Source organism: Novosphingobium sp. NDB2Meth1, assembly GCF_900117425.1.
Taxonomy (GTDB): domain Bacteria; phylum Pseudomonadota; class Alphaproteobacteria; order Sphingomonadales; family Sphingomonadaceae; genus Novosphingobium.
This window is the reverse complement of record NZ_FPEH01000014.1, coordinates 399,506-419,999: the sequence shown is the minus strand read 5'-3', so window position 1 is coordinate 419,999 and position 20,494 is coordinate 399,506. Positions and strand designations below refer to the sequence as shown.

General features: G+C 65.2%; 22 protein-coding genes. 6 read left to right on the top strand and 16 right to left on the bottom strand.

Going from position 1 to position 20,494, the window contains the following annotated elements:
- The first annotated feature begins 18 nt into the window (after positions 1-18).
- Both NDB2M1_RS09105 and NDB2M1_RS09100 read left to right on the top strand, forming a co-directional pair.
- Positions 19-357: a hypothetical protein gene (locus NDB2M1_RS09105; RefSeq protein WP_072381765.1), complete on the top strand. Its 339-nt coding sequence runs from the start codon at positions 19-21 to the stop codon at positions 355-357.
- Positions 357-755, top strand: coding sequence for an ester cyclase (locus tag NDB2M1_RS09100; protein ID WP_083554748.1), 399 nt, complete (start codon positions 357-359; stop codon positions 753-755). The genes NDB2M1_RS09105 and NDB2M1_RS09100 overlap by 1 nt, the downstream gene beginning before the upstream one ends.
- An 11-nt stretch (positions 756-766) precedes the next feature.
- Here NDB2M1_RS09100 and NDB2M1_RS09095 read toward each other — a convergent pair whose 3' ends face one another.
- The 6 genes from NDB2M1_RS09095 to NDB2M1_RS09070 form a co-directional block, all read right to left on the bottom strand.
- Positions 767-2,362: an MFS transporter gene (locus NDB2M1_RS09095; RefSeq protein WP_253185825.1), complete on the bottom strand. Its 1,596-nt coding sequence runs from the start codon at positions 2,360-2,362 to the stop codon at positions 767-769.
- Entirely contained in the window at positions 2,359-3,414 is a 1,056-nt protein-coding gene (locus NDB2M1_RS09090) for an amidohydrolase family protein (RefSeq protein ID WP_072381512.1), read from the bottom strand. The genes NDB2M1_RS09095 and NDB2M1_RS09090 overlap by 4 nt, the downstream gene beginning before the upstream one ends.
- Before the next feature lie 34 nt (positions 3,415-3,448).
- Positions 3,449-4,141, bottom strand: a complete 693-nt coding sequence (locus NDB2M1_RS09085) for a DUF2490 domain-containing protein (protein WP_171955350.1) — start codon at positions 4,139-4,141, stop codon at positions 3,449-3,451.
- 99 nt (positions 4,142-4,240) lie between these two features.
- A complete protein-coding gene (locus NDB2M1_RS09080) occupies positions 4,241-5,671 on the bottom strand; it encodes an NAD-dependent succinate-semialdehyde dehydrogenase (protein WP_171955349.1) in 1,431 nt (476 codons plus the stop codon).
- Between the two features lie 163 nt (positions 5,672-5,834).
- A complete protein-coding gene (locus tag NDB2M1_RS09075) occupies positions 5,835-6,572 on the bottom strand; it encodes a nuclear transport factor 2 family protein (RefSeq protein ID WP_072381506.1) in 738 nt (245 codons plus the stop codon).
- Positions 6,573-6,626: 54 nt separating this feature from the next.
- On the bottom strand, positions 6,627-8,036 hold the full coding sequence (locus NDB2M1_RS09070) for an MFS transporter (RefSeq protein ID WP_253185824.1): 1,410 nt from the start codon (positions 8,034-8,036) through the stop codon (positions 6,627-6,629).
- Positions 8,037-8,193: 157 nt separating this feature from the next.
- On the opposite strand from NDB2M1_RS09070, the gene NDB2M1_RS09065 reads away from it, so the two are divergent.
- Positions 8,194-9,114, top strand: a complete 921-nt coding sequence (locus tag NDB2M1_RS09065) for an SDR family NAD(P)-dependent oxidoreductase (protein WP_072381504.1) — start codon at positions 8,194-8,196, stop codon at positions 9,112-9,114.
- Between the two features lie 116 nt (positions 9,115-9,230).
- Entirely contained in the window at positions 9,231-10,151 is a 921-nt protein-coding gene (locus NDB2M1_RS09060) for an SDR family NAD(P)-dependent oxidoreductase (protein WP_072381503.1), read from the top strand.
- Positions 10,152-10,278: 127 nt separating this feature from the next.
- Here the strand turns inward: NDB2M1_RS09060 and NDB2M1_RS09055 are convergent, their stop codons facing one another.
- The 3 genes from NDB2M1_RS09055 to NDB2M1_RS09045 all read right to left on the bottom strand — a co-directional run bounded on the left by NDB2M1_RS09055 (position 10,279) and on the right by NDB2M1_RS09045 (position 13,234).
- Positions 10,279-10,947, bottom strand: coding sequence for an alpha/beta fold hydrolase (locus NDB2M1_RS09055; protein WP_072381500.1), 669 nt, complete (start codon positions 10,945-10,947; stop codon positions 10,279-10,281).
- A complete protein-coding gene (locus NDB2M1_RS09050) occupies positions 10,944-11,825 on the bottom strand; it encodes a methylenetetrahydrofolate reductase (protein WP_072381498.1) in 882 nt (293 codons plus the stop codon). The genes NDB2M1_RS09055 and NDB2M1_RS09050 overlap by 4 nt, the downstream gene beginning before the upstream one ends.
- Positions 11,826-11,887: 62 nt before the next feature.
- Complete coding sequence (locus NDB2M1_RS09045; protein WP_072381761.1) at positions 11,888-13,234, bottom strand: vanillate/3-O-methylgallate O-demethylase; 1,347 nt, start codon at positions 13,232-13,234, stop codon at positions 11,888-11,890.
- Between the two features lie 228 nt (positions 13,235-13,462).
- Here NDB2M1_RS09045 and purU point away from each other — a divergent pair, with 228 nt between their 5' ends.
- Complete coding sequence (purU, locus tag NDB2M1_RS09040; RefSeq protein ID WP_072381496.1) at positions 13,463-14,317, top strand: formyltetrahydrofolate deformylase; 855 nt, start codon at positions 13,463-13,465, stop codon at positions 14,315-14,317.
- Positions 14,318-14,326: 9 nt separating this feature from the next.
- Here the strand turns inward: purU and NDB2M1_RS09035 are convergent, their stop codons facing one another.
- A complete protein-coding gene (locus NDB2M1_RS09035) occupies positions 14,327-14,869 on the bottom strand; it encodes a chlorite dismutase family protein (RefSeq protein WP_072381494.1) in 543 nt (180 codons plus the stop codon).
- A gap of 256 nt (positions 14,870-15,125) precedes the next feature.
- On the opposite strand from NDB2M1_RS09035, the gene NDB2M1_RS09030 reads away from it, so the two are divergent.
- Positions 15,126-15,527 (top strand): VOC family protein, encoded by a 402-nt coding sequence (locus NDB2M1_RS09030; RefSeq protein ID WP_072381492.1) that lies wholly within the window; start codon positions 15,126-15,128, stop codon positions 15,525-15,527.
- A 6-nt stretch (positions 15,528-15,533) separates the two neighbouring features.
- On the opposite strand, the gene NDB2M1_RS09025 is transcribed toward NDB2M1_RS09030, so the two are convergent.
- The 6 genes from NDB2M1_RS09025 to NDB2M1_RS09000 form a co-directional block, all read right to left on the bottom strand.
- Positions 15,534-16,739: a hypothetical protein gene (locus NDB2M1_RS09025; RefSeq protein ID WP_072381490.1), complete on the bottom strand. Its 1,206-nt coding sequence runs from the start codon at positions 16,737-16,739 to the stop codon at positions 15,534-15,536.
- 100 nt (positions 16,740-16,839) lie between these two features.
- A complete protein-coding gene (locus NDB2M1_RS09020) occupies positions 16,840-17,742 on the bottom strand; it encodes a TauD/TfdA dioxygenase family protein (protein WP_072381488.1) in 903 nt (300 codons plus the stop codon).
- A 13-nt stretch (positions 17,743-17,755) separates the two neighbouring features.
- Positions 17,756-18,496, bottom strand: a complete 741-nt coding sequence (locus NDB2M1_RS09015; protein ID WP_072381486.1) for an alpha/beta fold hydrolase — start codon at positions 18,494-18,496, stop codon at positions 17,756-17,758.
- Positions 18,496-19,272 carry a glutathione S-transferase family protein gene (locus NDB2M1_RS09010; protein WP_072381484.1) on the bottom strand — a complete coding sequence of 259 codons (777 nt, stop codon included), beginning with the start codon at positions 19,270-19,272 and terminating at the stop codon, positions 18,496-18,498. The genes NDB2M1_RS09015 and NDB2M1_RS09010 overlap by 1 nt, the downstream gene beginning before the upstream one ends.
- A gap of 4 nt (positions 19,273-19,276) precedes the next feature.
- Positions 19,277-20,068: an SDR family NAD(P)-dependent oxidoreductase gene (locus NDB2M1_RS09005; RefSeq protein ID WP_072381482.1), complete on the bottom strand. Its 792-nt coding sequence runs from the start codon at positions 20,066-20,068 to the stop codon at positions 19,277-19,279.
- Positions 20,026-20,490: a protein tyrosine phosphatase family protein gene (locus NDB2M1_RS09000; protein WP_072381480.1), complete on the bottom strand. Its 465-nt coding sequence runs from the start codon at positions 20,488-20,490 to the stop codon at positions 20,026-20,028. The genes NDB2M1_RS09005 and NDB2M1_RS09000 overlap by 43 nt, the downstream gene beginning before the upstream one ends.
- Positions 20,491-20,494 lie beyond the last annotated feature (4 nt).

Sequence of the window (20,494 nt, the reverse complement as noted above, 5' to 3'; positions counted from 1 at the left end):
CGCGCTATGGCGGCGCGCATGGCAAGAAAGCACAACAAGGGCGGCTGGCGCGACGATGATGAGGACGAGGCCGCGGAGGCCCCGCCCCCGCCGCCCTGCTGGCTCTGCGGCCGCCCTTGCGGCGAGACGGTGGTGTGGCACCACCCGATCCCCAAGAGCCGCGGCGGGCGCGAGACGGTGCCGATGCACCCGATCTGTCAGAACACCCTGATCGCGAACTTCACCAATTCCGAACTGCAGCGCGCCGGGATGGATGTGGAGCAGCTGCTGGCAAACCCCACGATCCGCAAGTTCGTCGACTGGGTGGCGAACAAGGACCCCGACTTCAACGCGAGCATCGCGAAGAAGGGGCGTTGATGAGCACGCACTCCCTCGTTTCCGCATTCTACGGCCGGGTGTGGAATGCCGGCGAACGCGGCGCGCTCGACGATCTGGTCACCGACGACTTCCATTTCCAGGGCTCGCTCGGTGCCCCGGTGATCGGCCGCGATGCGTTCTGGGGCATGGTCAGCTTCGTGCGCGGGGCACTTTCGGATTACCACTGCACGATTGTCGATTGCGTCACCGAAGAGGGCAAGGCGTTTGCCCGGATGCGCTTTGCCGGCACGCACACCGCGCCGTTCCGCGGGGTGGAGCCCACCGGCCAGCGGGTGGAGTGGCAGGGCGCGGCACTGTTTGAATTCGCCGGTGATCGGATCGGCGCGCTTTGGGTGCTGAGCGATACGGCTGCGCTGGATGCCGCGCTCGCGGGGTGAAAGCTGACGGCTCAGCTTTCCGCCCGCGCCAGCAACCCCTGCTCATCCCGCTCCGCCCGCCGCGCGATCAGCAGCAGCAGCACCGCGATCGGCACCGCAACCCACTGGATGGTCATCATCGCGAGGCGCAGGTTGCCGGTCGCATCGGAGAGCAGCCCGACCACATAGGGGCCGATGCCGAGGCCGAGGATCGTCATGATCAGGAGGTAGAGGCTCGAGGTCAGCCCGCGCATGCGGGGCAGCACCTGCTCGTACATGATCGCGTAGAGCGGCGGCAGCCAGCCGGTCAGGATGAAGCTGTAGGGGACGAAGCGCCAGAAGAAGGTCTCGGCATCAGGCGCCGAATAGACCCAGACCGACAGCAGCGGCGATGTCAGCATGGCGAACGCGGCCACGGCAGCGCGGCCCGAACCGGGATAGCGCTTCTGCAGCCAGTCCGAGAGCGGGCCCCACAGCAGCGGGCCGACCACGCCGAGGCCCGCCGACAGGAAGCCGAACTTCAGCGCCGTCTCGCCCAGCGAGAGATGGTAGGTGCGGATCAGGAAGGTGGGGTTGAACGCCATCATCCCGTAGTTGATCACCGATTGCAGCGTGCCGACGGCCATGCACATCATCACCGTGGGCGAACCGCGGATCACCCGGCTCGCCTGCGGGTCGGACAGGCTCACACCCTGCACAAGGTTGACGATCACGACGAGTCCGAAGCCGATCACCGACCACTGCAGCGCATGCGGGTTGATGGCCACGCTGCCGAACACGAGCGGCGGGCGCGGCGAAATCGCGGTGCTGGTGATGGTGAGCGTGGCCATGGCTGCTGCGATCACCCCGATCAGCACAAGGTTCCGGGCGATCATCGCGGCCCCGGCCTTGCGGGCGCGCATCACGATGAGATGGAAGCCCGGCGTCACCGCGCCGAGCATCTCGAGGCTGGCGGCAAACGGGCGCGGATCGGGCGGCGTCGCGATGCCGTCCATCACCCCGCGCTCGGGCTCGCGCAACGTCCACAGGAAAGCCGCAAGCACGAAGCCGGGCGCCGCCGCGACAAGGAACGCGAACTGCCAGCCCCTGAGCGCCGTACCCGGATGCGCGACATCCCACCAGTTTGCTGCGAGCCCGCCAAGGATGAGCGAACCGCCAAGCCCGAGCGCAATCGCGGAGGCCATGATCGCCATCACGAACCCGCGCTGCTGCCGCGGCCAGTAGTCATAGAGCAGCGATGTGCCCGCCGGAGACATCGCCGCCTCGCCGATCCCCACACCCAGCCGCGAGAGGGCGAGCATGGCAAAGCTGGTGGTCAGGCCCGCAAGGCCGGTCGCGGCAGACCAGAACAGCAGGCTGATCGCGAGCAGCCGCGTGCGCACCCAGCCATCTGCGAGCCGCCCTACCGGCAGCGAGAAAAGCGCGTAGAACAGCGCGAAGACGGTGCCGTAAAGCAGCCCCATCTCCGCATCGCCGACACCGAGGTCTTTCTTGATCGCCGGAGCCAGGATCGCGAGGATCTGGCGGTCGAGCAGGCTCATCGCCTGCGTCAGCGCGAGCAGGAGGAGCGCGTAGCGCCCGCCCTTGGCGACGACAGTGGGCAGCTTTAGCGCGCCGGCCTCGCTCACAGCTTGAACCACCTCTCGGCGTTGGTCTGGAAGAACTTCTTCTTGAGGTCCGGGCTCATGTCCATCGCATCCATCGCGCGCACTTCATCCGCCACATACTGATAGGGATAATCCATCGCGTAAAGCACGCGGTCCTCACCCACCACCTGCTGGCAGAACTTGATCGCCGGCTCCCACGCCATGCCCGAATTGGTGATGAGCACGTTGGAGCGCATGTATTCGGCGATAGTCTTCTTCAGCGGCTTCATCCGCTCGTAGCGCTGCGAGCGCACGCCCGCCTGGTGCATGTAGTCGAGCCGGTAGAGCCAGTAGGGCAGCGCCTCGCCCATGTGGCCGACCATGATCTGCAGGTCGGGATACTTGTCGAAAATGCCGATGGTGATGAGGCGCAGGAGATGCATCCCCGTCTCGACCCCGAAGCCGAAAATCGCGCCGTCGAGCCCGGATTCGAGCATCGGGCCGATCATGCTGTCCGGCGGCGTCGCGGGGTGGATGTAGAGCGGCTGCCCCACATCACACAGCGCGCGGAAGATCGGATCGAACTTCGGATCGTCGAGATATTCGCCCTGCGTGTGGCTGTTGATCTGGATGCCCTTGAAGCCCAGCTCGCTCGCCCCGCGCCGGATTTCCGCTGCCGACCATTCCGGGTCCTGGGGCGCCACGGTGCCAAGCCCGATGAAGCGGTCGGGATACTTCGCACAAGCCTCTGCCAGCCGGTCATTGGCGCGGGTGACGATGCCTTTGGCCTCGTCGAGATCGAGCATCGGCTGCACGCCCGGCGAGGTCAGCGCAAGGATCGCCTTGTCGATCCCGGTCGCATCCATGTCGGCAATGCGGCGCTCGCCCAGATCGAGCAGCCGCTCCATGATCTGCATCGCGCGTTCAGAGGGGCTGGTCGCATAGAAGCCCCAGAGCGAGACCATGCCCTTGTCGGCCTGCCCCTCGCGGATCATGCGCAGGAAAACGTCGATCTGTTCCTGCGTGGCGAAGGCTTCCTCTGTGGCAATGCGCAGATAGCCGTACTGGCCGCCGGTCCTGAGTTCGCTCGTCATGGGCTGATTCTCGCGTCTGCCAGCCCGCGTGCTGTCACCGGATCAGTGACAGGGTCAGGCTGATATTGTGATTCATTCGGTCGGGGCGCCGATGGCGCGCGACATACTGCTTCATGTAACCGGCCTCGATCCACAGACCGCGCGCCAGCGGCACGCCGATCCCGCCGAACAGGCGGAACTGATCGAACCCCGCGCGTGGCCCCCAATCGGCCGAGTTGACGTTCACGAACACTTCCGCCGTGCCGATCCCGACAAAGCCCCCGCCCAGCGGCTGGTTCATCCGCACCCATTGCCGCGCGCGCAGCGCCACATCGCCCGAGCCTTCGAGTATGCGCTCCTCGAGCCGAGTCCGCCCGATCAGCGTTGTCCCCTTGCCGTTGCCCGCAATGCGGAACATCGCCTGCTGGAACGGACGATGCTCGTGCGTGATCACGCCCGGCAAGGGGGAGGTGCGGGTGTAGACATAGCCTTGGGAAAGCACCGTGGTCTTGTTGACCCGAATGCCCAGCGAGGCGCGCAGCTGGTTCTGGCCGAGGCGCGAAGCATTGCCGAAATAGCGGTACTGCGTATCTGCCATGACCACGAGCGGCGGCCGACCCTCGCCGTGCGGCACATCGACCATGGCGGTGGCTGCCAGCCAGAGCTGCGTATCCTCTTCCGCCGCGCAGGCTGGCACGGCAAGGCTCGCCGCGAGTGCGGTCAGGACGGCTTTGGCTGCGCGATACATCGTGGCCTCGGCAATAGGGGTGGGAAAGAATGGTGCCATACCAGCCTCGCACCGGCCCCGCCATGGCTTGTATCGGCACGCAGGTCGCAGGAAAGCGGCTCACCCCTCGTGCACCGCCTTGGTCACCATGCAGGCCTGCACGCCTTCTGGCCCGTCTTCCGCGCCATGGCCCGACCAGCGCACGCCGCCGAAGGGCGAATCCGCACCGGCGATCATGTTGGTGTTGATGCCCACCATCCCGGCCTCGATCTCGCGCGCGAGGCGCTGCTGGCGCTTGCTGTCCTGCGTCCAGGCAAAGGCAGCGAGGCCATAGGGCAGTCGGTTCGCCTCCGCGATCATCGCTTCTTCGCCCGCATAGGCGTTGATCAGCGCGACGGGGCCAAACGGCTCCTCGTTCATGATCGCGGCGTCCAGCGGAATGTCCGAAAGCACCGAAGGCGCATAGAAAAACCCGGCATTGCCGACGCGTTCACCGCCCGTATGCAGCTTCGCGCCGCGCTGCACGGCATCGCCGATCAGCCGGTCCATTGCCTCGGGCCGGCGCGGGTTCGCCATCGGTCCCATGCGGGTGGCTTCGTCGAGACCATTGCCAACGGCAATCGCCTTCGCGCGCTCCGCAAAGGCATTGCGGAACCGGTCGTAGACGCTTTCCTCGACGATAAAGCGCGTCGGGCTCACGCAGACCTGCCCGGCATTGCGGTACTTCTGCGTCACCACCGTATCGAGCACGCGGTCGAGGTCCGCATCGCCGAACACCAGCACCGGGCCGTGGCCGCCCAGTTCCATCGTCGTGCGCTTCATGTCCTCTGCCGCCAGCTTGGCGAGATGCTTGCCGATCACGGTCGAGCCGGTGAAGCTCAGCTTGCGGATGATCGGAGAACCAAGCAAGTGGCGGCTCACTTCATCGGGCACGCCGAATACCGCTTGCGCGACTTCGCCCGGCAGCCCCGCGTCGAGCAGGCACTGCAAGACGCCGAGCGCCGAGGCGGGGGTTTCCTCTGCCGCCTTCAGGATCACCGAGCAGCCCGCCGCAATCGGCGCCCCCAGTTTGCGCCCGGGATTGCCCAGCGGGAAGTTCCACGGCGCAAAGGCCGCGACCGGCCCCACCGGCTCGTGCGTCACGGTCGAGCGCATGCCCTCGGGCCGAACCAGCGTACGCCCATAGATGCGGAACACCTCGCCCGCGTAGAACTGGAAGAGCCCCACGTTCATCAGCACTTCGATCCGTGCTTCCGCCAGCGGTTTGCCTTGCTCCAGCGTGGCGATCCGCGCGAGGTCTTCCTGCCGCTCCAGAAGCAGGCGCGCCGCGCCGTTGAGAACGGCGGCACGCTGCTGCGGCGTGGACTTGCGCCACAGCTTGAACCCGCGCTGCGCTGCTTCCAGCGCGCGGTCGAGATCGGCAGGTTCGGCGAGCGGGAGTTCGCCGATGGTCTCGCCGGTCGCGGGGTTCACCACCGCATGGGTGCGGCGCCCTCCGCCGGAAACGCGCTCCCCGGCGATCATCATGTGCAGCGATGGGTATGCGGTCACACAACCTCTCCTAAGGGAGCAACAATCCCCCAACCGTTCGTGTCGAGCCCCTCGACTGGCTCGGGATAAACTTCGGGTCGAAGACCCGAAGTCGAGACACCATGCGCTGCGTGTGGTGTCTCGACTTCGCTCGACACGAACGGGGATGTATTGCCTTTGATTTCTAGCCCCGCGCCGTTTCCCGGTCGATATCACCCTGCCAGCGCTGCGCCACGATTTCCTCGCCCGTCACCGGGTGCGGCATGTGGAAGGGCACCAGCTTGTGCGTCGGCCAGAGCCAGTGGTCCTCGATCAGCGCGTCGGGGCCGGTCGGATCGGTGGGATAGGTCACCTTGGGGAACGGCAAATATTCATGCGGCGTGTTGGCCCAGCCATGTTCGAAATCGGCGTGCCACTGCGGCATGTAGTTGAGGATGTGGATGCGCCACACCCCGTCCACCTTCTTGTAGGTGTTCTCGTAAATGCCGCCTTCCCACCACTGGCGCGCCTTGAGGTGCGGGGCATCGCCTTCGTAGTCCTTGTGGCGCCCGGCCTGCATCATCGAGCGCGCGCGGGCGAGCGCGGTGACGCCGTCGGGCAGGATATGGATGATGTCCTGCAGCTGCGGGTGATCGAGCAGGAAGCCGTCGATCGGGCCGTTGTTGCCATAGGTGAAGCGCTTCTGGAACCGCTCGCAATAGAGCCGCTTGACGCCTTCCTTGCCCTTCCAGATGCCGCCGAAGAAGCGCACTTCGCCGTCGTCGGTGAAGAGGTCCGCCGTCTCGAGGTAGAGGCACTTGTCGATCAGATAGCCATAGAGGTGCTGCAGCTTGCGGATATCGAGCTCGTCCTCGCGCACCGTCAGGCGGCGCTCCAGTTCGGCCAGCTTGCCTTCCAGCGCGGCGATACGGTCTTCGGACATCGGACTCTCCCAATTAGTTCGTATACCTAACAATCACGATGGAGCGACGGCGTGTCAACGCCCTTCGGCTTCCAACCGTTCCACTTCCTCGCGGTAGGGCCGGATCGCGCGGATCATCAGGAAGGTCGCGAGCGGCAGCAGCGTGCCGGCAGTGATCAGCAGCGCCTTCCACAGCTGCGTGGGATCACCTACGACAACGTCCTGCACGCGCCCGACGACAAAGCTGCCCATCGCGCCGAAGAAGGTGAACATGAACAGGTAGAACGCCGTCACCTGTCCGCGCATCTCGTTGGGGGCGACGCGCTGGACGGCGGCGTTCTGCGGCACCGCGCCTGCCATGCCGAACATGCCGGAAATGCCGAACAGGATCAGCGAAGCCCACGGCGTCGGCATCAGGATCGCGGCAATGGTGGAGACCATCACCCCGCAGGCGCAGATCGCGGCGGCGCGGACATTGGCGTCCTTGTGGCGCTTCGCCAGCCATTCCACCATCACACTGCCCAGCAGGAGGCCGGAAAGCGAGCCGATCAGCACCGTCACGCTCAGCGCGGCGCCGATCTGCGCCTCGTCCCAGCCGAAGGTGCGGACCATGAACGGCACGCGCCAGAACTGCAGGCCGAAAACCTCCACCGCGCTCAGCGCCAGCGCGCCGAACAGCGGATAGTAGACGCGCGGCTTGGCATTGATCGCCTTCAGCGCATCGAGGCCCATGAAGGTCAGCACCCGCCGCCCGAACCCGGCATCCGCTGGAACCTTGGGCGCATCAACGGCAGGGGCCATGCGCGACGGCTCCTTAACCGTGAGGAACAAGAGCCCGATCAGCACCGCCGGCAGCCCCATCACGATCAGGATCCATTGCCAGCCCCGGATCGTCAGAGGACCGATCACTGTCGGCGCCCAGGTTGCGCTCATCACCACCAGCTTGCCGCCGATCAGCGGCCCCAGCACCGTCCCGCCGATGAAACCGAACTGCAGCAGCGCAAAGGCGCGCGTCAGCTTCTTCGGCGGAAAGGCATCGGCAAGCAGCGAGTAGGAGGATGGCGCGTGGGCCGAGCCGCCCGCTGCCAGAAACACCCGGCTGCCCACGAACTGCGTAAACGTCTGTGCAAGGCCCCCGAGCGAGATCACCAGCCCCACCGCCGCCGCGCCGCCCGCCAGCACATATTTGCGCGGGTAGATGTCGGCGAGGCGCGCCAGCGGAATGCCGACGAAGAGGTAGCAGACTATGCTCGCCGGCCCGGCAAGGAAACCCAGCTGCGAATCGGTGAGGCCGAAATCGTGCTTGATCCGCTCGGCCAGCATGCCGAACGTCACCGCATCGAAGAAGGTGATGAAGGTTGCGAGAACAATCACCAGCAGCGCCCAGTAGGCCGATCCGGCGGCAGGCCATTCGCGCGTCGCCGGCGCGCCGGTTTCGACCGTCAAAGCCTCGCCCGGCTCCGCCATCAGAGTGGGACCCGCCATCATCTCTCCTCTCGTCCGGCGGCCCCAGCGTTGGATTCGCCGGGCCTTTTTCGTCTCGAACAATTGTTAGTCTTGCATACAATCTCGACGTGGTGAATACAAATGCCAATCTAACAAGTGGTGGAATCGCAAAAGGCTCCACCGCAGGAGAGCGATCATGCAGAACCTCCCCGGCAAGACCGCGTTCATCACCGGCGGTGCCAGCGGCATCGGCCTCGGCATTGCCAGGGCGCTGCTCGGCGCGGGGATGAACGTGGCGATCGCCGATATCCGCGACGACCATCTCGCCGCTGCCGAGGCTGAACTGGCGGGTGGTGACAAGGTTCTCCCCCTCAAGCTTGACGTGACCGACCGCGCCGCCTTTGCCGCCGCCGCCGATGCGGCCGAAGCGAAGTTCGGCAAGATCCATATCCTGTGCAACAATGCCGGCGTCGCCGTCGTCGGCCCGACCGAGCTGGCGACGTTCGCCGACTGGGACTGGGTCATGGGCGTGAACGTCGGCGGCACGATCAACGGCATCGTGACCGTGCTGCCGCGCATCCTCGCGCATGGCGAAGGCGGCCATGTCGTCAACACCGCCTCGATGTCGGCGCTGGTGCCGGTGGGCGGCACGACGATCTATTCGTGCGGCAAGGCGGCGGTCACCGCGATGATGGAATGCATGCGCCCCGAACTTGAGGCGCGCGGGGTGATCTGCTCGGCGTTCTGCCCCGGCGCGGTGCAATCGAACATAGCCGAGGCCGGCAAGACCCGCCCCGCCGATCTGGCGGACACCGGCTACGCCGAGGCGGACAAGCGCCGCGCTTCGGGCGGCAACTTCATGCACCTCTACCAGACCAAGGAAGAGGTCGGCGAGCGCGTGCTCCAGGGCATCCTGAACGACGAACTCTACATACTCACCCACAGCGAATTCCTCACCGGCGTGCGCGAGCGCGGTGAGGCGACCACGGCGGCGGTGCAGACGCACCTCCCCGAGAACCCCGACTACAAGCAGACTTTCGCGATGCTGTTCCGCAACCCGGCGATCACTGCCGAGATTGCGCGGCAGGCGGCGCTGAAGGCTGCACGCGCAGGCTAACGCTACCAGTCCCCCTCCCGCCTGCGGGAGGGGTTAGGGGTGGGCAAGCCCCACAGAACCACATCTCAGGGAGAGGCCCACCCCCGGCCCCTCCCGCAAGCGGGAGGGGAGATTTTATGAAGGACTTCGCAGGCCGCACCGCCTTCGTCACCGGCGGCGCCAATGGCGTCGGCATCGGGCTCGTCCGGCAGCTGCTCAACGAAGGCTGCAGGGTTGCCATCGCCGATATACGCCAGGACTCGATCGACAAGGCCCTCGCCAGCCTCGACAACCGCGAGGTCATGGGCGTCCAGCTCGATGTTGCCAGCCGAGACGGATTCAAGGCGGCGGCGGACGAGGTGGAGGCCCGGTTCGGCCCCGTCTCGATCCTGTGCAACAATGCAGGCGTGAACCTGTTCCAGCCGATCGAGGAAAGCTCCTACGACGATTGGGACTGGCTGATGGGGGTCAATCTACACGGCGTGATCAACGGCGTGATGACCTTCGTCCCCCGCATGGTCGCGCGGGTGAAGGCAGGCGAGCAGAAGGGCGGCCACGTGGTCAACACCGCTTCGATGGCCGCGTTCCTCGCCGCCGGTACGCCGGGCATCTACAACACCACCAAGTTCGCCGTGCGCGGCCTTTCGGAGTCGCTGCATTATTCGCTGCTGCAGTACGAGATCGGCGTCTCGGTGCTCTGCCCGGGCCTCGTGAAGAGCTACATCTATGCCAGCGACGATATCCGCCCGGACGAGCTGAAGGGCGCGATGAAGCCGGTCAATGCCGAAGCGGTCGAGCGCCTTGCGGGCATCCACGAATTCGGCATGGAGCCCGACGTGATCGGCGCGCGCGTGATCGAGGCGATGAAGGCCAACCGCCTCCACATCTTCAGCCACCCCGACCACAAGGAAGAGCTGCGCGAGATTTTCGACGAGATCATTGCCGAATATCAGGACTACCCGAAGGACCCCGGCCACGACCAGCGTGTCGCCTTCGAGAAGTTCCGCCGCGATGCCTTTGCCGAGGCGCGGCGCAAGTCGCGGGAAGCGAAGTTCTAGCCCTCCACCTCCGCCCGTCACCCCGTGCTTGACACGGGGTTGGGCTGTTCTTGTAGCGCGGCGCACGAAAGAAAAGCCAAGGCCCGTGTCAAGCACGGGCCGACGGGTTCATCGGATGGCCCGCGGCTCAGGCGCAGCCCAGCAGGATCTGCAGCGTTTGCTCGGGCTGATCGCCCATCACGTTATGGCTCGCCTTGGCCTCGTGATATTCCCAGCCCGGCTCGCTTGTCACGCGCTTCACGAACTTGCGGAACGGCGTCGGTTCCCACGCATTGGCAAACACATAAATCCGCCGGCCCACCTTGGCTTCCTCGCCGGTGAACTTCACCGCTTCGAGCAGGGTCAGCAGCGGGTGCCGCGTCAGCACCGGGCTTTCGAGCCCCGGCAACGGCGCCACCGCGCCCGGCGTGAACTTCTGGCTGCCAATGTAGTGGTTGTGCTCGAAATCGCCGGTGAGGTCCCACAGCGACTGGCCGTCCTGCGGCAGAAACGCATCGAGATAGACCAGTGCCTTGATCCTTCCGCCCAGCCGCGTTGCCACGCCCGTCATGATCATGCCGCCGTAGGAATGGCCGACGAGGACAAACTTGTCGAAACCGGCCGAAGCGATCTGGTTGCAGACGTCGTCGATATGCGTGGTCAGCGTGATGCCGGGATGAAACTCGCCCTTGCGCGTGCCGAGGCCGGTCAGCTGCGCCAGCACCACGCGGTGCCCGGCAGCGCGCAGTTCGCCCGCCACGCGGTCATAGCCGAAGCTGCCGCCCCACGCGCCGTGAACGAGAACGTAGTCGGTCATCCTGCAATCCCATGCTTCGCGTTGTAGCTGTGGATCCACTCCAGTGTCTTCACCATCCCGCCGAAGGGATAGAAGTGCAGGCGCACGCGGCCATGCTGCGGCCCGAGGCCCTTGGCGAAGGCATCGACCAACTTGTCCGGCCCGGCGCTGCCGAGCAGGTTCGTCACCGAAATCCCGTACTTGCGCAGCACAGCCGTAGAAGCCCCCACCCCGCAGCGCGCGGCGAACGCCAGCAATCGCTTGATCCCCGCAGGCCCGGGCACACCGATCCGCACCGGCGCATCGATGCCCAGCGCGCGCAGCTTCAGCAGCCACGCCAGAAACGCATCGGGATCGAACCCGAACTGCGTCACGATCAAGGGCGCCATGCCGCGCGCCTCGATCTCGCGCACCTTCTTCACCAGCACGTCCCAGCACTGCTGCTCGCTCATGTTGGGGTGGCCTTCGGGATGCCCGCCAATGCCGATGGCCTTGATCCCGCTGCGCTCGAACGCACCCGTCGCGATCAGGGTCGAGGTATCGAAATAGGGCCCCACCGGCTCGGGCGGATCGCCTGCGACGATGAACGCACGGGAAACGCCTGCCTGCTCGACCACGGCCTTGAGATAGCCCTCGAAATCATCCTCCGAGGTGATCCGGCGCGCCGAGAAATGCGGCATCGGCTCGAAGCCCAGCTCCCGCACGGCTACCGTCGCCTTGACCCGCGCGGCCACATCCTCGCCTGGCAGGAACGTGACGGCAATCGGTGTATCGACCGGAATCAGCGGCGCGGCCTCGCGCAGTGAGGCTTCGTCCTTCGCGGTCATTTCGAGGCTGAAACCGTCGGTGATCCCGAGCGGCGGCTTATCCCAGTTGGGATGAATCAATGCAGCTGCCATGGCAGGCTCCCCTTCAAAGGCGCCCCTCCTTCCTTCTTGGCGGGAAGGAGGGGCCTCTTGCCTCAGCGCCCGGTGCGCCAGCCTTCGGCGTAGTTCTCGCGTGCCACGCGGCTGTACGGCACCGACGAGACGATCGCGCGGACTTCGATCTGCTTGTGCGGCTCGACCGTGGTCTTGCGCGTGCCGCCGTTCTCTTCGCCCCAGACGACGCGCACTTCGGTGCCGACCGGGATTTCCGGATCGACCGTGGCGAGCGAAAGCGCCTGCTTCTCGTTGTAGGAGTAGCCAGTGAACATCGAGATGCCGACCGTCTTGCCGCCCGCATCGACCACGCGGTCGTAGTTCGAGGAGGCATAGTTTGCCAGCGGCACATCGAAGAACTTGTACTGCTCGCCATCCGGGTTGAACAGCGAGGCGGTGATCTTCGCCATGTCCTCAGGATTCCACGCCAGCGTCACCTTCTTGCGCTGCTCGGCGGGGTTGAGCTTCTCCAGCGCCTCACGGCCATGGAAGTCGTGGTCGAACTTGACGAACGGGCCGTAACCCAGCTCCCACGGATTGAGGTAGTAGTCCTCGATATTGTCCGAAACGAAGGAGCCGCCGATCGAACCGGTCGCTTCATAGCTGTCGGCACCCAGCCATTCGCGGAAGCCCTTCAGCTTCTCGCCGGTGTAGATCGCCGGGAGCGGCGAGGGAATCCAGCCCGATTCCAGCGTGTTCGAAGGATAGGCACGGCTGCCGCAAGCGATCAGGCCGAATTCCTTGCCCGCTTCCAGAATGGCGGCGCGGATTTCTTCCTGCTCGGCATAAGGGCCCCAGATTTCGAGGCCCGGCGCGCCCGACATGCCGTGGCGCAGCGTGCGCACGGTCTTGCCGGCGATGTTCATCGTGCTCATGTTGAAGAACTTGAGCTGCTCCAGCGGCCCGCCATGCAGCTTCTCGATCACGTTCCATGCCTGCGGACCCTGGATCTGGAAGCGCCATTCCTTGCGGGTGACGGGCTTGCCCATCGGGCGCATCGGCGAACGGTCATCGAGCTCGATCTCGACATCATAGCCACCCGTCGCGCCGTGATAGCGCAGCCAGTTCGAAGCCGGCGCGCGGCCGACGTAAGTGAAGCTTTCCTCTTCTTCCCAGAAGATGATGCCATCGCCGATCACGTGGCCATAAGGCGTCGTCGGCACGTACTGCTTGGCCTTGTTGACCGTCCAGCCCTTCGAGCTGTTGACCATCGTGTCGCTCAGCAGCTTCGCCGCATCACGCCCACGGATATAGAGGTTCACCATGTGGTGCGACTGGTCGAACAGCACCGCCGAGTGCTGCCAGGCCCACTGCTCGCTGCGCCAGTTGGAGAACTCCGGCGCCACGACCGGATAGACATAGGCGCCAAGCTGCGAATTGCGCAGCATTTCAACGATGTTGGACTGGCCCTGAAGGACCTCTTCGAGGTTCGCTGCCACGCTGTCTCTCCCGATTGCAAATGGCTGGTTGAAATTTGTATGCAACACATACAATATCGAACCAGATTCGCAATGCCAAATTGTGCAGCCCCCATGCGGGGCACAAGCACGGCTGGCGGTGAACGGCGGCGGCGCCTATGGGGGCGCGCTGCCCACCAATGGACGGGAGAGATTTGAATGACTGCACCTGTGATCCTGACGCTTTCGTGCGAGGACAAGCCCGGAATCGTCGCCCGGGTTACCGGCAACCTGTATGAGGCCGGCGCCAACATCCTCGAGGCACAGCAGTTCGACGATACCGAAAGCGGCCAGTTCTTCATGCGCGTCGTGCTCGATCCCGGCTCGGGCGACGAGACCACGCTGCGCAGCGCCTTCACGCCGGTGGCCGAACAGTTCGGCATGGAATGGAAGATGCGCGATGCCTCGAAGAAGCGCCGCACCGTGCTCATGGTCAGCAAGTTCGATCACTGCCTCGGCGATCTGCTCTACCGTACCCGCATCGGCGAGCTGCCGATGGAAGTCGTCGCGATCATCGGCAACCACCCCAAGGAAGCGCTCAACATCACGCTGCTCGGCGATGTGCCCTATCACCACCTGCCGATCACCAAGGACACCAAGCCCCAGCAGGAAGCGCAGGTGAAGGCGATCGTGAACGAGACCGGCGCCGAGCTCGTCGTCCTCGCGCGCTACATGCAGATCCTCTCGGACGACATGGCCTCGTTCCTCAACGGCCGCTGCATCAACATCCACCACTCGTTCCTGCCGAGCTTCAAGGGCGCCAAGCCCTATCACCAGGCCCACGCGCGCGGCGTGAAGATGATCGGCGCGACCGGCCACTACGTGACGACCGACCTCGACGAAGGCCCGATCATCCACCAGGACGTGACGACCGTCACCCACGCCGACACGCCCGACGACCTCGTCCGCAAGGGCCGCGATGTCGAACGCCGCGTGCTGGCGGAAGCGGTGCGCCTCCACCTCGAGGACCGCGCGCTGCTCAACGGCAACAAGACGGTGGTGTTCCGCAGCTGATCTTTCGCGTCAGGCGCGGGTGAGACGAATGTCCACCTCGCGCTCGACGTAGCCCCATTCCTCACTTGCCCGCAGTTCGGCCAGCAGATGGTCGAACGCGGGCGTATCCTCTGGTGCGAATTCGAACCACGTCAGGAAATCGAACGGCTCGCCCAGATCGCGCGAATGATAGAGCGCGCGGGCGATCGGGCGCACATAGGGCAGGCCGATGGCGTGGTGCTTGGCCCGCTGGAACACGCCCATGCGCTCGTCCTGCGCCAAAGCCCACCACGCGGCAGACTTGGTGATCGGAAGCAGCGCAGCGCAAGTCGCTTGCGGACGGCCGAGCCCCGATTGCACCGCGCGCAGTTCGCTCACGCCTTCCTGCGAGGTGTAGCGCAAGTTGCTCGCCGTGCCGCGCAGCATCCAGCCATCGCTTTCCCCGGCGCGCGAAGCCTCGCTGATGCGCAAGGCGGGCGCCATCGGCAAGCTCTCGCCGCGAAACGAGCGGATGCTGGTGACGCGCCATTGCCCGCTGGGTCCGGCGATGAATGCGGTGGGGTGCAGTGCCATGCCGTGAAATTCGGCCGCGTGCGGCTTGCGGTTACAGGCAGCGCTGCGAATCTCCCCTTGCTCTCTCCGCTTCAGGGGAGAGAGCGTTGGATTGGAAATGCATTAGACAGTATCGTCGGCCCGGACTTGATCCGGGCCTGGGCTTCCTTTTTTCGAGCGCTGCGCCGGAAGAACAGCCAAGCCCCGTGTCGAGCACGGGGCGACGGAAGACGGATGAACGTGTGGTCGTCAGACCCGATGGACAAGGGAGCGCGCAATGCAGGTCAACTGGCTCGATCACGTCAACGTGATCACCGACAAGCTCGATGAAACCGCCGAGTTCTACAAGGCGCTGCTGAACCTCGAACGCCGCAACGCGCCCCCGCCACTGACGCCCGAAAACGCCCAGTGGATGTATGACGCGGGCGGCAAGGCTATCGTCCACATCAACTCGGTCGACTGCCCCCGCGCCTTCGACCGCCATGTCGAACCCGGCGCGCTGACCGGCGCGGTGCACCACGTGGCGCTGAATTGCTCGGGCTACGCGGAACTGATGACCCGCGTGGAAGCGCTCGGCACGCCCTTCCAGCTCAACACCGTGGACTCCATCGGCCTCAGGCAGATTTTCGTCAGCGATCCCAACAACGTGCTGCTGGAACTCAATTTCTTCGGGGATTGAGGAAAGTCAGCCAATGGGAGCGCGGCAAGTCGGGCGTTCGCTTTCGGTCGTCTTGTTCATCCGGCTCTCAATTTGCGGAAGCTGACGGTTCGGATCCATGATGGTTACCGTCGCACCAGTCCGCGACAGCGCCGTTTCAATCGCCTGTCCGGTTGCAGGGTCCACGACAACGATGAACCGGACGCCCGCCAGTCGTTTGGGCTTTATGCGCGCAGCAATTTCGACGATCCGCGCTCTGAGCGACTGCATGTCCGGCGATCCGATCACCCGAACATCATATCCCGGCGAAAACGGCCGCTCGGTGACAGCCTCCCGAAGCCATTTCAGCGACGCACGAAAATCGGACGCATTTCCGGGACGCAGGACCGTCGTCCCGATAACCGGCCCATCATCGCCCATAGCGCCCGGCACTGTGCGAAAGCCGATCTCATTGAGATAGTGATGCCATGCCACCTCATCCCATTGCACGGGTGCCGAAATCGGGGCGTTCCACGCTTTTGTTTCAGCCAGTTCCGCGATGCACTGTTCATGCGCGACCTTCGCTGCATTCCTGAGCGCATCGCGCCAGACAGGATCGTCAAGCCCGACGATCGCGGCGTCGGCAAGTCGGATGCGAAGGTCCAGTTGCGGGCCGCTCTGCCCGGGCGTGCGCTCGAGCTCTGGTAAGTCGATTGGCACCAATACCTCTGTGCCGTCGCCGGACAGACGAGGCTGGCCACGCCATTGGATCGAACTGACCGATCGCGAAAGCGCGCTTACAAACCAGTCGGGAAAAATGCTGTCGAGCGCGAACGCCTTGGTAGCCTCCCCGCTCCCGTCGTAAACGACGATCGCGGATGGACCGACGCCCACTGAATACCAGTTGTCGAATGTCGCAAACGCCTTTCCCTCTGGCGCAACGACAACGTAGACGAGTGCCACTTCATTGACGAGCGACTTTGTCCATTTGGTCACCCAGCCGCCTGCGGGACTGCGGACTTCAAGCTTCGCCGTGGCACTCGCCGCCGCGGAGCCGGGCGGCGCTCCCGCTGGTTCCTTGCCGTCCAGCTTATCGGAAAAGTAGTCGAGTGTGCTGGTCAACGCGCGGGGCACTACGGTCAACCGTGCCGAGTGATCCGGAGCCTCATAGACCTCCGTCACTGCAGGTGCCCAGGAGTCCGCATGGGCCGCAGAGCTTGTCACCAGCAAAGCAAGAAACAGCAGTACCCGCATGGTGCCCCGCGCAGCGACTGGAAAAGCCGAAGGTTAGAGCGGTCTGCGATGCGAGGCTAGTGGATCACCATCGAGTTTGGCGTCATCGGAAGTGTCCACCCTACTCCGGCCGCTCCCCCGCCATCGTTGTGCGGTACATCTCGCGCCGGAACCCATCATAATCATTCGGCGCCAGATGCAGTGCGGCGCGGTTGTCCCACATCGCGATCATCCCGGGCTCCCAGCGCAGGCGGCAGGTGAAGCCCGCCTGCGTGATATGCCGCGTCAGGAAATCGAGGATGGGCCGGCTCTCCGCCTCGGTCATCCCCTCGATCCCCACGGCATAGACTTCGTCCACATAGAGCGAGGGCAGCCCGGTAAAGGGATGCGTGCGCACCAGCGGGTGGAAATTGCCCTGCACCGCCGCCGTGCGCCGATCCTCGCTGGCGAAGGTCATCGGCTTGCCGGTGATCCGCTCCTGCGTCGCCACGTTCGCCTCGGCTGACATATGGACCTTCAAAGGCCGCAGCAGCGCCTGCATCGCGGGGCTCAGCATCCGCCACGCCAGCTGCGTATCGGCCCAGACCGTGTCCCCGCCATAGGGCGGCACCTCGACCGCGCGCAGGATCGTCACCGAGGGCGGCTCGTCGAGGAACGGCGAATCCGTGTGCCAGCCGCTGCCGAACAGCGCCTTGGTCTTCGTGTCCGCTTCCTTGATCAGCGGGTGGACGTTGCGATGCCCCTCCACCCCTTGCGTATAGGCATCGACCGCGAAGGGCCCGAACCGCGCGGAGAACGCCTCATGCTCCGAATGCGTCAGATGCTGATCGCGCAGAAACACCATCTTGTGCCGCCACAGCGCCTCGCGGATTTCGTCGAAGGCTTCGGGCAAGAGGTCATGGCCCAGCCGTACCCCGGTAATCTCGGCCCCCATCGCAGCGCTCAGCGGATGCGCGGTGATGTGGCGGTGCTCCTGCGCGGCATTGTCGAAATCGCCCTGCGGGCTCAGCCTCACTTCGCGCATCAGCTTGTATCCATCAGGCCGGAATCGCCCCCTCGAGCGCGTCCGCCAGTTGCTGCGGACGCGAGAGATAGGGGCTGTGATCGGCATCCAAAGTCACCACCCGCGCGCCGGGCGACATCGCCTGCATCCGGCGCTGGCTGGCAATGGGGATCGTGCGGTCCTCGGTGCATTCGACATAAGTGCGCGGGAGCGAGCCCCAACGCTCCGCCGTCAGCACCAATGGCTCCGAGCGCGGCCCATGCGGCTCCGCCACAAGGCGCGGCAGCACGCCCGCGACCAGCTCCGGCGGCGAAAGCTGCGCGAAGATCGGCCCTGCCAGCGCCGGATCGACCACGGTCGCCGCGCCATCATGCACCTTGCTGATAATCGCATCGAAATCCGGATTGGGCTCTTCCATCGTCTTGAACTCGGCGCGCGACGATCCCGAAGGCAGCATCATCGCGCAGACATAGACGAGCGCATCCATGGCCGAAGGATCGCGCTCCGCCGCCGTGCTGACGACCAGACCACCGCGCGAATGCCCGCCGAGCACCACCGGGCCGCCGCCCAGCTGCGCCTTCAGATCGCGGCAATGCTGCGCAGCAAACTCACCCCACTCGCCCAGCGTCACCGCCGCCAGTTCCTCCGCCGTGCCGCCCATTCCCGGCAGCGTCGGCGCCACAACCGTGTGCCCCCGCGCGCGCAGCAATGCTGCAACCGGATCGAAGCACCAGCCGCCATGCCAAGAGCCATGGATCAGAACAAACCCGGCCATCAGCGCACATGCCCCGACCGGTTGCGCAGGCCCGGCGCCGTCCGGTCCTCGGACTTGAGCGCTGCCGCCATGCCTGGCCGCGCCGTCACCCGCTCGCGCCATTCGACAAGCCGCTGCGCACGCTTGCCGATCTCCATTTCGGGGAACATTCGCTCCACCATCATCCCGCAATGCGAATAGAAGTTGATGTCCGCCAGCGTGTAGGTCTGGCCCGCCAGCCACGGCGTTTCGGCCAACTGCTTCTCCACCTTGTCCACCGCGTATTCGATCTTGCTAGTTGCATGCGCGAGGTCGGCTTTCGAGAAGCCCGAGCGCGCCGTCGCCCACTTCTTGCGCTGATCGGGCAGCGGGATGTTTTCGAGCAACTTCTCGAACTCGCCACTTTCGATATTGCGAGCAATCACGCCGACCATGCGGTGCCAACCGTGCATCGAGACAAAGTTCATCACCTGCTCGTCGACGAACTTGTTCCAGTAGCGCATCCGCGCCGCCCCCACCGCATCGCGCGGGCGCAGCGGGCCATCGGCAGGCTGCGCATCCGGGAAGACGTCCTCCAGATACTCGTTGATCACCGTGGTGTGCGTGATGATCGTGCCGTCATGATCGAGCACCGGCACTTGCCCCTCGGGATTGATCGCGGTGAACCACGGCTGGTGCTGCTCAAACTTGTGCAGGTCGACGTACACGCTCTCGTAATCCAGCCCCTTCTCCTTGAGCGGAGCCATGGATTTCAAGGAGTTCGCCAAAGGTTCGGCGTGATAATACTTGAGGGTCATAGAGTTACCTGACGGCAAGAGTACCTAGCACGCCGCCATCCACCGCCCAGCTCTGGCCGGTGACATGCGCGGCGGCGCTCGAAAGCAGGAAGGCGGCGACTTCCGCCACGTCTTCCGGCGAACCCAGCCGCCCTTGCGGCACATTGGCGGCGAGCGAGGTCAGCTGCTCGGCGGGCACGCCATCGAGCAGCGGCGTATCGATGAAGCCCGGCACGAGGCAATTCACGCGCACGCCATGTGCAGCCCCTTCCAGCGCCGCAGCCCGCGCAAGGCCAAGCACCGCGTGCTTGCTCATCACATAGGCCACGTTCATCGCCATGCCCCGTTCCGAAGCAAGGCTGCCGGTAATCAGGATCGAACCCTGCCCACGCGCCTTCATCGCGGGCAGCACGTGGCGCACCGCCCAGAACGGTGCCTGCATATTCACCGCCATCAGCGCATCGAAAGCGTCGTCCGAATAGTGCTCCAGCGGCGCGAATGTTCCGCCCGTCCCCGCATTCAGAAACAGCGCATCGATTGGCCCATGCTGCGCAACAGCGCTGTCGAGCGCCGCGATCAGCTGGTCCTGCCTGCCGACATCCGCCGCTGCCCAGCCCGCGCCCGCGCCGAGTTCCGCGCACAGATCGGCAAGCAACTCCCCGCGCCGCGCAATCAGCGTCACCCGCGCACCGCCGCGCACAACGCGCGCCGCCGTCGCCTTGCCGATCCCGGTTGAAGCGCCGGTGATGACCAGGTGCTGGCCTGCGAAATCCATCACCTTGCCTTCGATGCGATAAAGTCGGCCCAGACCGCCCATTCGGGCTTGTCCGAAGCGTCGGGCTCCCATTGCTGCACCATCAGCGCGCGCGCCTCGTGCTCCGGCATCCCGCGCTCATCCCGGTTCAGCCGATAGAAGAACGCCGAGACGCGCCAGTTCATGATACAATGAACGTGGACCGGGGTCGGCCCGGTCTCCAGCGCGGCGCGGAACGCCTCGTAATGCGCTTCCTGCGGCGCATCGAAGGGCACCGGGATGTGCGTGTAGGCGATCCCCTCGGCAGCAAGTTTCACGCCTTCTTCCGCCAGCGCTTCGGGATGGCTGTCGAGCGCGAGGTTGACCACCTGCCTGACCCCGAGCGCTGCCAGCCGTGCGACATCGGCCTCTTCAAGCCGCCCCGAAGTGGTGATCTCTCCGCTCAGCCGTTGCCAGCCGCGGATATCGGCCGGGTCTGCGGTCATGGCG